10 protein-coding genes are annotated in these 11,092 nt (G+C 69.7%); 4 read left to right on the top strand and 6 right to left on the bottom strand.

Annotation, left to right across the window (positions count from 1 at the left end):
* Window positions 1-409: 409 nt before the first annotated feature.
* Both mdoH and MHA02_RS20590 read right to left on the bottom strand, forming a co-directional pair.
* Entirely contained in the window at window positions 410-2,500 is a 2,091-nt protein-coding gene (gene mdoH / locus MHA02_RS20595) for a glucans biosynthesis glucosyltransferase MdoH (protein ID WP_238180525.1), read from the bottom strand.
* Between the two features lie 142 nt (window positions 2,501-2,642).
* The gene (locus tag MHA02_RS20590; protein WP_147082265.1) at window positions 2,643-4,334 is read right to left on the bottom strand and encodes an OpgD/OpgG family glucan biosynthesis protein; all 1,692 of its coding nucleotides are present in this window, start codon (window positions 4,332-4,334) and stop codon (window positions 2,643-2,645) included.
* 271 nt (window positions 4,335-4,605) lie between these two features.
* On the opposite strand from MHA02_RS20590, the gene glmU reads away from it, so the two are divergent.
* The gene (gene glmU, locus MHA02_RS20585) at window positions 4,606-5,994 is read left to right on the top strand and encodes a bifunctional UDP-N-acetylglucosamine diphosphorylase/glucosamine-1-phosphate N-acetyltransferase GlmU (protein WP_147082263.1); all 1,389 of its coding nucleotides are present in this window, start codon (window positions 4,606-4,608) and stop codon (window positions 5,992-5,994) included.
* A 49-nt stretch (window positions 5,995-6,043) separates the two neighbouring features.
* On the opposite strand, the gene MHA02_RS20580 is transcribed toward glmU, so the two are convergent.
* Both MHA02_RS20580 and MHA02_RS20575 read right to left on the bottom strand, forming a co-directional pair.
* Entirely contained in the window at window positions 6,044-6,562 is a 519-nt protein-coding gene (locus MHA02_RS20580) for a PIN domain-containing protein (protein WP_147082261.1), read from the bottom strand.
* Window positions 6,555-6,794, bottom strand: a complete 240-nt coding sequence (locus MHA02_RS20575; protein WP_170249374.1) for a type II toxin-antitoxin system Phd/YefM family antitoxin — start codon at window positions 6,792-6,794, stop codon at window positions 6,555-6,557. The genes MHA02_RS20580 and MHA02_RS20575 overlap by 8 nt, the downstream gene beginning before the upstream one ends.
* Window positions 6,795-7,148: 354 nt before the next feature.
* On the opposite strand from MHA02_RS20575, the gene glmS reads away from it, so the two are divergent.
* Window positions 7,149-8,975: a glutamine--fructose-6-phosphate transaminase (isomerizing) gene (gene glmS / locus MHA02_RS20570; RefSeq protein ID WP_147082257.1), complete on the top strand. Its 1,827-nt coding sequence runs from the start codon at window positions 7,149-7,151 to the stop codon at window positions 8,973-8,975.
* 81 nt (window positions 8,976-9,056) lie between these two features.
* Here the strand turns inward: glmS and MHA02_RS20565 are convergent, their stop codons facing one another.
* Window positions 9,057-9,338 carry a DUF2312 domain-containing protein gene (locus tag MHA02_RS20565; protein ID WP_147082255.1) on the bottom strand — a complete coding sequence of 94 codons (282 nt, stop codon included), beginning with the start codon at window positions 9,336-9,338 and terminating at the stop codon, window positions 9,057-9,059.
* A 213-nt stretch (window positions 9,339-9,551) separates the two neighbouring features.
* On the opposite strand from MHA02_RS20565, the gene MHA02_RS20560 reads away from it, so the two are divergent.
* On the top strand, window positions 9,552-9,830 hold the full coding sequence (locus MHA02_RS20560) for an adenylosuccinate synthase (RefSeq protein ID WP_147082253.1): 279 nt from the start codon (window positions 9,552-9,554) through the stop codon (window positions 9,828-9,830).
* A gap of 25 nt (window positions 9,831-9,855) precedes the next feature.
* Here MHA02_RS20560 and MHA02_RS20555 read toward each other — a convergent pair whose 3' ends face one another.
* Window positions 9,856-10,128 (bottom strand): hypothetical protein, encoded by a 273-nt coding sequence (locus MHA02_RS20555; RefSeq protein ID WP_147082251.1) that lies wholly within the window; start codon window positions 10,126-10,128, stop codon window positions 9,856-9,858.
* A gap of 315 nt (window positions 10,129-10,443) precedes the next feature.
* On the opposite strand from MHA02_RS20555, the gene MHA02_RS20550 reads away from it, so the two are divergent.
* Window positions 10,444-11,001, top strand: a complete 558-nt coding sequence (locus tag MHA02_RS20550; RefSeq protein ID WP_147082249.1) for a metallophosphoesterase — start codon at window positions 10,444-10,446, stop codon at window positions 10,999-11,001.
* Window positions 11,002-11,092: the final 91 nt, after the last annotated feature.

Genomic DNA, 11,092 nt, shown 5'->3' with positions numbered 1-11,092 from the left:
TGACTGAACGATCCGAGACGGGCGGCTGTGCCCCGATGGAGCGCGCCATGGTGGCGCGGTTGCCGTGTGAGGAAAGCCATCTCTCCCGTTTGGGGGAGGGGAACTAGCGCCTAGCGAACAGACCGTGTCCGTCTGCTACCGCTTTTGCTACCCAATACGGTAGCACGGGCTGGGATGGGCAAGGATTCGAACAACGCTCCGGATCAAAAACACAATGCCAATCAGCACATTACGGGACGGAACGAAATGGCTTGGGATGGCGGCAAGCGAATTTCAAGACCGCTGCCTTAAACCGCTCGGCCACCCTTCCGTTCCGGCTGGAGCCGGGTCCGCCCTCCGAGCCGGGGCGGGCCGGATGCTTGTAGCGGACAACAGGGGTGGCCGGAAACCGAAACCGTACGACTTTCGCTCAGGCCGCGCGCAGGCGGGCGAGGCGGTCGAGGAGGGCGCGATCGTGCAGGAGCGCCATGCGCTCCTTGGGCTGCAGCCAAGCGCTCGCCTCGCTGAGCGTGTCGGCCTCGACGATCTTGGCCTGGGCCAGCGTGCGGTCGGTGTCGATGGTGCCGCGCGGGCGGCTGGCGCCCTGGGGCAGCATCGCGGCGTGGTCGTGGGCGAGGCCTGCATCGGCGTGGAGGGTCCGGAGCGCGTCCGCGTCGTCGAAACCGTGCCGGGCGTTGCGGGCAGTGAGCTCGGCGGCGCGCACGGCCACCGGCGGCGGCGTGCGCTCCTCCGGCGTGCCGAGCAGGCCGAAGCGCTTGAGGGCGAGGCCCCAGGCGAGCTGGCCGCTGGCCCAGGAGATCGGGATCGCCAGCACCAGGCCCAGGATCGTCGGCGACATCCAGAGGAAGAGCGAGGTGGCGATGGCGAAGGCCGCGACGCCCGTGAGCAGGCCGAGAAACGTGTGCCAGCGGTGGCGGCGCACGATATCGGAGAGGGGAATCGAGCCGTCGTCGCGGCGTTGCGGGTTCCAGCCGGTGTCGCGTCCGGCCAGGATCTGGAACACCGAGCCCGATTGGATCAGCATGGCGATCGGCGCGATCAGCGCCGAGAGCAGGATCTCGATCAGGAAGGACAGCACCAGCCGGATGCCGCCGCCCGAGGCCTTTCGCACGGCGCCGTCGATCAGCGCGAGAAACAGCCCCAGGAATTTCGGCGCGAGCAGGATGCCCATGGTGAGGCCGAAGAGCTGGAGCGCGCGCACCGGATCGAAGCGCGGCCAGACCGGGGTCAGGCCGAACTCGGCGGAAAAGTATTCCGGCCGCACCCAGGCCGTCTGCAGGACGAGGGCGACACCGATGACGAGCTGGGCGAGCCAGAGCGGCGAGGCGAGGTAGCCCATGATACCGGTGGCGAAATGCTGGCGCGAGGACGGAGCGAGGCCGGCCGCACCGATCACCCGCGCGTGCTGGAGGTTGCCCTGGGCCCAGCGCCGGTCGCGCACGGCGAGGTCGATCAGGGTCGGCGGGCTCTCCTCGTAGGAGCCTTCGAGGCGCGGCAGCATGGTCACGCCCCAGCCGGCGCGCCGGATCAGCGCCGCCTCCACGAAATCGTGGCTGAGGATGTGGCCGCCGAAGGGCGGATTGCCCTTCAGGTCGGGCAGGCCGCAGGCCTCGGCGAAGGCCCGTGTGCGGATGATCGCGTTGTGGCCCCAGTAATTGCCGTCGCGGCCGGACCAGATCGTCAGGCCGGTGGCGATCACCGGCCCGTAGATGCGGGCGGCGAATTGCTGGACGCGGGCGAACAGCGTGTTGCGGTTGATGATCAGCGGCAGGCTCTGGACGATGCCGGAATCGGGGTCGGCCTCCATGGCGGCGGTGAGCCCGATGATGCAGCCGCCCGAGAGCAGGCTGTCGGCGTCGAGCACCAGCATGTGGTCGTAGGCGGCCCCCCAGCGGCTGACGAAGTCGCCGATGTTGCCGGCCTTGCGGTGATGGTTCTTGGGACGGTGACGGTAATAGAGCCGGGCCTCGGGGCCGAGTTCGTCGCGGAGCTTCAGGAAGGCGCGCTCCTCGGCGATCCAGGCATCGGCCTGCGTCGTGTCCGAGAGCACGAACCAGTCGAAATGGTCGCCGAGCCCCGTCGCCTCGACCGCCTCGCGCATGGCCTGGACGGCGGCGAAGGTGCGGGCCGTCGCCTCGTTGTAGACCGGCATCACCACGGCGGTGCGCGTCGCGAGCGCCGTCGGCGGGGCGGGTTCCGGCTTGGCGCGCAGGAGCGCGAAGAAGCCGAGGATCGCGGCGGTGAAGGCGAGCGCGATCCAGGAGAAGGTGAGGGTGAACAGCACCAGCAGCACGTACTGCAGGGCGGTGGCGCCCCCCGAGACCGAGATGACCTCGTACATCTGCAGGGTGCCGTAGGCGGTGAGCGCCGCCGCGCCGCCGAAGACGAAGGCCCGCGCCGCCCAGGGCCGTGTCTCGGCCCGCGACGGCCTGCGGCGGGCCGCAGCGTCCCACTGCGAAAGATCCTGGACCGGCATGACCAGCGGCGCCTCCGGCGGCATCGCCGGCCGGAAGCCGCCCCGCGGCCGTTCGTCGGGCGGCAGGGCCGGGGGGAGCGCCAACGGGAGCGTGGGCTCCCGCACGTCGTCGAGGGTCATGGAATCCGTCATCGGCATATCCGGGGGGCGATCACGGGTTTTGGCATCAGCCGGTCCAGCGATAGAGCCAGGTCTCGCTCACCTGGCGCTCGCCGGCCTTGAGGGCGAGACGCAATTCGCTGGCCGGCTGGCCGCCGGAATCGAGTTCGAAGGCGACGCGCACGGTGCGGCGCTCCGGGTAGGGGTAGAGCACCTGCCGGGTGATCGTGCCGGGATTGGCGATCAGGACGGTGCGCAGTTCCGGCACGGTCCCGTCCGGGCCCGCGAACAGGATGTCCCCGGTGAAGTCGACGAGGAACAGCCGGCGGGCGGCGCTCGATCCGCGCCCGCTGCGGCTCGTGGAGACGCTCGCCAGGGCCGGCTGGTCGGGCGCGGGCTCCGGCGGCTGCCAGCACCAGGTCTGGCGATAGCGGAAGCCGGCCTCGCTCTTCTCGGGGATCGCCGCCCTGGGGCGCCAATAGGCGATGACGTTCTCGTTGACCTCCGAATCGCTCGGGATCTCGAGGAGCGTCACCGCGCCCGGCCCCCAGAGCGCCTTGTCCGCGTCGCCCTCGGTCGGGGGCATCGGCTCGATCCAGAGCGAGGGCCGCCACTCCCAGTGCTGCACGTCGTCCTGGAAGGCGGTGTAGTCGCGCGCCCGCTGCATCAGGCCGAAGCCCTTGGGGCCGTCGTCGAGGAACGAGGAGATCTGCAGATTCTGCGGGTTGTTCACCGGGCGCCAGATCGCCTCGCCGCCGCCGTTGCGGATCTGCAGGCCGCCGGAGGCATGGGCGGCGGCGCGGGCGTCGTCGAGGCCGCGCCGGCCGTTCGGCCCGAACAGGTAGCTCGACTGGGCGCCCCCCAGACCGAGATGGTCGATCGCCGTGCGGGTGAACAGCGTGCCCTCGACCTCGACGACCGAGGCATCCCCGGGCTTCAGGGTCATGCGGAGCGCCGCCGAGCAGGATTCGGCATCAAGCAGGGCGTGAAGCACCAGCGGCGCGCCGTCCTTGCCGGGCCGTTCGATGAAGAACGCCCGCCACCGCGAAAAATCCTCGCCGCGGCTGTCGGCCGGACGCAGCATCAGGGCGCGGGCGGTGAGACCGAACCCCTGGCCGCGGGCGATCAGCCGGAAGAACGAGACGCCCTGGAAGACCGCGAAATCGGAGAGGTCCGCCCCGGCGAAGCGGGCCCGCAGCCGGAACCCCGAAAACCCCGGATCGCCCTGGCCGGGATCGGGCAGAGCGAGGCCGTCCGCCGTGAAGCGGTCGCGGGCATAGGGCACGGGACGGACGGTGCCGTCCTCGACGAGAAACAGCGAGACCCGGTCGGCATAGACCGAGCCGCGATGCAGCGGTTCGACCGCGAAATCGAGGCCGGCATCGCCCCAGATCGCCGCGCCCGGCGCCGTGCGGATCGCGGCGTATTGCTCGCGCGACAGGTTTTTCAGGATATCCGGAAGGTCGTCCGTGCGCGGAGCGACATAGGGTTGCCGGGCGAGTGCTCGGGCGAGGTCCGGGACGGTGGTCGCGGTGAACGGCGTGCCGGCTCCCGGCAGGGCGGGGGCCGTCTGCGCCAGGACCGCGTCGATGCCGAGCACCGCACCGGCGAAAGCGCCGGCGGCGGCACACAGGAGGTCCCGGCGGCTGTGCGAAACGGCGTCCGCCGCGCCCCGCGCACCCTCGGACGCCCGCGACGGGTCTCCACCTGAAAGGCCGAACGGCGCGTGTTCGGGATTGCCGGTGGTGGAATGCGTCATGCCCTCGTCGATGCAAGCGTCGGTGGTGGAAGCGAAATCCTGCCGGGATTAGGGGGCAACGCCTGAACCCGGGGTTAAGGTTGCCTGCTTGTGAAGGGCCTGGTGCTGGTTTGTCCAGGCCGTGCGATCGGTTACATCCGCGGCCGAAAGCGCGCTCCGCCGACGTGGAAGCCGGTTCGGCGCCGGAGCGCGCGACAAAACGAGACGTGAGAGATGCGCCGGGCGCAACGCGATCGGGCGCATCTCTCGGTCAGCAGGAGCGGACCAGCGGATGACGCCAGGAGACGAAAGCCACCCGACGGGCCACCACGGCTTCACCGCGATCGTGCTCGCGGCCGGCAAGGGCACGCGGATGCGCTCCGACCTGCCGAAGGTGCTGCATGCCATCGCCGGGCGCAGCATGCTCGGCCACGTGCTCACGGCCGTGCAGGAGGCCGGCGCCACCGGCATCAGCGTGGTGATCGAGCCGGAGCGCACCGACGTCGCCGCCGAAGTCGAGGCCCTGGCGCCGGGCGCGCGGGTCCATCCCCAAGTCGAGCGGCTCGGCACGGCGCATGCCGCGCTGCAGGCCCGCGAGGCCTTGGAGGGCGGCGCGGACGTCATCATCGCCTTCGGCGACACGCCGCTCGTCACCGCGGACACCTTTCGCCGGCTCAGCTCCGCGCTCGGGGGCGGCGCGGCGGTCGCCGTGCTCGCCTTCGAGGCGGCGGATCCGAAGGGCTACGGCCGCGTGCTCACCGAGGGTGGGCAGGTCGTCGCGATCCGCGAGGAGAAGGACGCCTCGGAGGAGGAGCGCCGGGTGAGGCTCGGCAATGCCGGGCTGATGGCGCTTTCGGGCACGCATGCCCTGCGGCTGCTGACCCGCATCGGCAACGACAATGCCAGCGGCGAATACTATCTCACCGACGCGGTGGCGCTCGCGGTGGCCGAGGGCCTGCGGGTCGCGGTGGTGTCGATCGACGAGGCCGAGGCGCAAGGGGTCAACGACCGGGTTCAGCTCTCGGTGGCCGAGGCGGCGATCCAGGGCCGCCTGCGCCGGGCGGCGCAACTCGGCGGCGCGACGCTGATCGCACCCGAGACGGTGTTCTTCAGCGCCGATACCGTCGTCGGCCGCGACGTGACGATCGAGCCGCACGTGGTGATCGGCCCCGGCGTGGTGATCGGCGACGGTTGCGCCATCCGCGCCTTCTCGCACCTTCGCGATGCGCGGCTGATGGACAACGTCGATATCGGCCCGCATGTGCGCCTGCGCGGCGGGGCGGTGCTGGAGGAGGGCGTCCACCTCGGCAACTTCGTCGAGATCAAGAACGCGGTGCTGCATGCCGGCGCCAAGGCCTCGCACCTGAGCTATCTCGGCGATGCCGAGGTCGGCGCGGGCGCCAATATCGGCGCCGGCACCATCACCTGCAATTACGACGGCGTGAACAAGCATCGCACCAGCATCGGGGCAGGGGCCTTCATCGGCTCGAACTCCGCGCTGGTGGCGCCTGTCAGTATCGGCGCGGGCGCGCTGGTGGGGGCGGGCTCGGTGATCGTGCGCGACGTGCCGGCCGACGCGCTGGCCGTCGCGCGGGGGCACCAGAAGACCATCGAGGGGCTGGCGAAGTCGAAGCGCGGCGCGATGCTCGCGGCGAAGGCAGGGAAGTCGGCGAAGGGGTGAACGTGGTCCGCCGGCAAGAACCGTAGGGCTACGTTCGGAGGCGAAACGGTCATTCGCCCTCCGAGCTTGCCATCGGCTCACCATCGTCGTGCCACCAGATGGTTGCATCGAACGGGTTCACGAGCGGCACGCCCGAAGCCTTGAGATCGGACGTGTTTCGCGTGGCGACCCCGTACCCGTGAACCAGCGCCGTCGCGACGATAGCCTTGTCGCCGTCACGGATGGAGGGGAACCGGACCGAGACGTCGGCCCAGCGGTCGGCAACGTCGGCGTCGATGGGAACGATGCGGTCGGCGAAGCGGGATCGCAGCTGATCGTACCAGCCTGTCTTGGCGTCGAGTACGGCACGGTCGCGCCGTCGGGCTGGCAGATCCTTCAAACGCTCGATCCGCAACGCTTCCAGCGCAAGCCCGCGACGAACCTCTGCGATCGTTACGGCACTGACGCGGATGAGCCGCGCATTGCGACGGATCCACCTGGACGCCGGCGGGTCCGGATCATCCTTCGGGGAGGTCGGCCGCGAGATCACGTTCGTGTCGACGATCCAGGCGGCCGGCGCATCAGCCACCGGAGAGGCTCATGCCGACATCCTTGTCGAAGTCGTTCTCCTCGAGCGGCGACGCAAGCAGGAAATTGGCGAATGCGGCGTTGGCCTGATCCCTAAGCTGCTCGTAGTGCTTCATCGACAGCACGATCCCGACCGGTTCCGTGTGCCTGAGCAACATCTGCGGACCGTCCTTAGCCGCATCGACCAGCCTGCTGAAGTTCTGCTTGGCTTCGGCAGCTTGCCAAGCTCGCATGATGTCACTCCTCGGATCGAGAGAATTGGACAATATGTCCAAACCGGGGTCTTCTCAAGCGGATCACGCGGTACGGGGATGCCGGAGGGCGGGACCTGCTGCCTATCGTCGATCTGCGAGCAAGCATCCGCTTCCGCGGTTTTGCCCCTTGAAACGGGATCTACGAAATCCGGCTCCATCGTCATTCCGGCCACATTCGAACCCGAGAGACCCACCCGTTTCAGAACGGCTGGTCCTTCCCCGGTTGCCTCCGGTAAACACCCTGGTCCAAGCCTTGCTCGATGGCGATCTCATGACCCGCCCCCGTCCCATGGCGGGACCATGCCCGACCCGACCAGACACGAGAGACACCCCATGTGCGGAATCGTAGGCATCGTCGGGCGGGACGCGGTGGCCGGTCAGGTGATCGAGGCGCTGCGCCGGCTCGAATATCGCGGCTACGACTCCGCCGGCATCGCCACCCTGGAGCATGGCCGCCTGGAGCGCCGCCGCGCCGAGGGCAAGCTCTCGAACCTGCAATTGAAGCTGCTGCAGTCGCCCTTGAGCGGCGCCATCGGCATCGGCCACACGCGCTGGGCCACGCATGGACGCCCCAACGAGACCAACGCCCATCCGCACGCCACGGCGCGGCTGGCGGTGGTTCATAACGGCATCATCGAGAATTTTCGCGAGCTGAAGCAGGAGCTGGAGGCCGCCGGCGCCCGCTTCGAGACCGAGACCGACACCGAGGTCGTGGCGCAGCTCGTCAGCCACCTGATGGACGGTGGGCTAGGCCCCGTCGCCGCGGTCGAGGCGGCCCTTCCGCGCCTGCGCGGCGCCTTCGCCCTCGGGTTCCTGTTTTCGGGCGAGGCGGATTTCCTGATCGGCGCCCGCCACGGCGCGCCGCTCGCCATCGGCTTCGGGCAGGGCGAGACCTATCTCGGTTCGGACGCCCTGGCGCTCGCCCCGTTCACGGACGAGATCACCTATCTCGACGAGGGCGACTGGGCGATCCTGACCCGCGACGGCGCCGAGATTCGCGACATCGCCAATCAGGTCGTGAACCGTCCGCGCCAGAAGATCGTCTCCCAGGCCTACCTCGTCGACAAGGGCAATCACCGCCACTTCATGGCGAAGGAGATTCACGAGCAGCCGGAGGTCGTCGGCCGCACGCTCGCCCATTACGTCGATCTGGCGAACGGCCGCATCGCACTGCCCGAGGCGCTGCCCTTCGACTTCGCCAAGCTGAGCCGGCTCTCGATCACCGCCTGCGGCACGGCCTACTATGCCGGCCTCGTCGCCAAATACTGGTTCGAGACCATCGCGCGGCTTCCCGTTGAGATCGACGTGGCCTCCGAGACCCGCTACCGCGAGCCGCCGCTGGAGCGGGACGGGCTGACGCTCGTCATCTCGCAATCGGGCGAGACCGCCGACACCCTGGCAAGCCTGCGCTACGCCAAGGGCCAAGGCCAGCACTCGCTCGCGGTCGTCAACGTGCCGACCTCGACGATCGCGCGGGAATCCTCCGTGGTGATGCCGACGCTGGCCGGCCCCGAGATCGGCGTCGCCTCCACCAAGGCGTTCTCCTGCCAGCTCACCGTGCTGCTCTGCCTCGCCATCGCCGCCGGCCGGGCACGCGGCACCATCGACGCCGCCCGCGAGCGCGCCCTCGTCGACGCACTCATCACCGTGCCGGGGCTGATGGCGGAATCGGTCGCCCTGGAGCCCGAGATCGAGGTGCTGGCCCGTGAGATCGCGAAGGCCCGCGACGTACTCTATCTCGGCCGCGGCACGAGCTACCCGATGGCGCTCGAGGGCGCGCTGAAGCTCAAGGAAATCAGCTATATCCACGCCGAGGGCTACGCCGCCGGCGAGCTCAAGCACGGCCCGATCGCGCTGATCGACGAGAGCGTCCCGGTGATCGTGATCGCCCCGCACGACGCGATCTTCGAAAAGACCGTCTCGAACATGCAGGAAGTCGCGGCCCGCGGCGGCCGCATCATCCTGGTGGGCGACGCCAAGGGCGCAGCCGGGCACGGCCTCGACACGCTGGCGACGCTGACCATGCCGGAAGTCGACCCCGTGGTCGCACCGATCGTCTACGCGGTGCCGATCCAGCTCATCGCCTACCACACCGCCGTCTTCATGGGGAAAGACGTCGACCAACCGCGCAACCTCGCGAAGTCGGTCACGGTCGAGTAGCGGCCCGGTCGCGCGGGGAGTCGCGCAGGGAGAGCGGCGGCAACGGCTCTCCCCGCGGATGACGTGCCGCCGGGATGCGCCTCAGGCCGCCTCGGCCATCGGCTTGGGGGACGGCGAGTCCATGGCCCGCAGATAGACCTCCAGCAGCGTTTCGTGCTCGTCGCGCTCGTCCTTGTCCTGCTTGCGCAGCTTCAGGATCTCCTTGAGGATCTTGACGTCGAGCCCTTCGCCCTTGGCCTCGGCGAAGATCTCCTTCTTCGCCTCCATCAGATCCTTGATCTCCTCCTCGACCCGCTCGATGCGTTCGATGATGGAACGGATGCGATCGCCCGCGACGCCTACCGTGTCGGTCGTGCCGGTCATGCTGTCCTCTCGGTTGGGATGGAGGCGCAACTTCGCGGCTTTCGGTAAGCGGCCGGTTAAGGCAGACCGACCGGATCGCGCGGTCCACGGCGGACGGCACCCGCGAGCAGCGAACGCCCCGAGGACGGGGCGGCCTCACGAACGCGCTCCGTCGCGTCGCGGCAATCGCACGAAAATGCTCTATGGAGGGGATGTGGCGGGCCGAGGTGCGGGATGGCTTTCAAGGCGAAATCGGCATCCGAGACCAAAGCCGCGGACCTCGCCGCCGCAATCGTCCGGATCGCCGACCGGAGCGGCGTGCCGCTCGGCATCGGGGTCGATGCACTCCGGCAGGGCAATCCGCGGCTGACGCCGCTGGCCATCGGGCAGATGTTTCGACGCCACCGCGACGACCTGGAAGCGGCCCTGGCCGATCGCGGCTACACGCTCGTCGGATACGCCGACCGTGGGCCGGGCCGCGGCATGGAATTCGAGATCGCAGCGGCGGAGTAGCCGAGCGACCACGCGGCCCCGCGGCTCAGTTCGCGCCGCTGGCACCGCCGCTGCCCTGGGGGACGGCACGCTCGGGCTGCTCGGCATTGCCGCTGGCGGCCGAGTTCGACTGGTAGGTGTCGGCCCCGGTCGAGCCGCGCGGGACGGTGACGTCCGTCGCGCCGCCGGTGTTGTTCTGTCCGCCGGCCCCGGTGCCGGTCGGTGCCCCGGCCTGGGCACTGGGTGACGTGGCCGTCTGGGCCAGTGCGGGCAAGGCGAACGCCATGGCGCCCGCGAGAGCGAGGGTGAACGTGTTCATCGAAAAATCCTGGACTGGGGTGCTGAATCGCATTCCGGCGACGTGGATAGGGTTCGCCGCAAGACCGTGCACCGAGGCGAAAGCTTGGCGCCGAAGCGAAAACTTGGCGTCGGAGCAAAGACTTGGCGCCGTGCTCGACCGCATGGGTTCGGGAACGGCACCGCGGTCAACGCGAGGTCACGCCGCGATATCCGCCGCCGTCCGGTCCATGACGCCGCACGGCGGCCCCGCGCCGCAGCGGCTTGCGATGCATCCCGGCTGCACCAGCTACCGCGCCGCCCGCTCCAACCGGCGCATCATTCTTCTGCAGGACGCATGGCGACCTTCTTCACGGCAGATACGCATTTCGGTGACGCAGCCCTCGTCCAGCGTCGCCGCAGCCGGTTCGGCTCCGTCGAGGACCATGACGAAGCCCTGATCGCGCACTGGAACGCGACGGTCGCGGACGGAGACGAGGTCTGGCATCTCGGCGACTTCGCGGCCGAGGCCAGCCGGGCGCATTGCGCGGCGATGTTCGCCCGCCTCAACGGCATCAAGCGGCTGGTGCGCGGCAATCACGACACGAACCGGGTGCTGGACCTGCCGTGGGACGCGAGCCCGGTGGAGAGCGCCCGCATCACGGTGGAGGACGCCGCCGGGCAGCCCTGGCGGCTGTTCCTCTCGCACTATCCGCATCGGAGCTGGCCGGGCTTCTGGCGGGAGACGCGTCACCTCTACGGCCACACCCATGCCTGGCTGCCCGACACCAGCCGCTCCTGCGACGTCGGCGTCGACGCTTGCGACGATCGGCCCCTCGACCTCGCGGGCATCCTCGCACGCCAGGACGCGGCCGGGCAGGCACCGGAGGAGATGGCCCTGCGCGGCCTGCGCTGAGCGGATCCGCGGTTCGGTGGACATCGCCTCCGAAACCGGGCTTTGATCGAGGGAACGAGGGGGCCGGCCGCGGATCGCGCGAGCCCGAGCG

Source organism: Methylobacterium haplocladii (genome assembly GCF_007992175.1).
Lineage (GTDB): Bacteria > Pseudomonadota > Alphaproteobacteria > Rhizobiales > Beijerinckiaceae > Methylobacterium > Methylobacterium haplocladii.
This window is presented reverse-complemented; position numbering and strand designations above follow the sequence as displayed.

Coding starts and splice junctions, on each gene's coding strand:
- mdoH (WP_238180525.1), bottom strand. CDS start 2,500: ATGCCGCCGGAGGCGCCGCTGGTCATGCCGGTCCAGGATCTTTCGCAG.
- MHA02_RS20590 (WP_147082265.1), bottom strand. CDS start 4,334: ATGACGCATTCCACCACCGGCAATCCCGAACACGCGCCGTTCGGCCTT.
- glmU (WP_147082263.1), top strand. CDS start 4,606: ATGACGCCAGGAGACGAAAGCCACCCGACGGGCCACCACGGCTTCACC.
- MHA02_RS20575 (WP_170249374.1), bottom strand. CDS start 6,794: ATGCGAGCTTGGCAAGCTGCCGAAGCCAAGCAGAACTTCAGCAGGCTG.
- glmS (WP_147082257.1), top strand. CDS start 7,149: ATGTGCGGAATCGTAGGCATCGTCGGGCGGGACGCGGTGGCCGGTCAG.
- MHA02_RS20565 (WP_147082255.1), bottom strand. CDS start 9,338: ATGACCGGCACGACCGACACGGTAGGCGTCGCGGGCGATCGCATCCGT.
- MHA02_RS20560 (WP_147082253.1), top strand. CDS start 9,552: ATGGCTTTCAAGGCGAAATCGGCATCCGAGACCAAAGCCGCGGACCTC.
- MHA02_RS20555 (WP_147082251.1), bottom strand. CDS start 10,128: ATGAACACGTTCACCCTCGCTCTCGCGGGCGCCATGGCGTTCGCCTTG.
- MHA02_RS20550 (WP_147082249.1), top strand. CDS start 10,444: ATGGCGACCTTCTTCACGGCAGATACGCATTTCGGTGACGCAGCCCTC.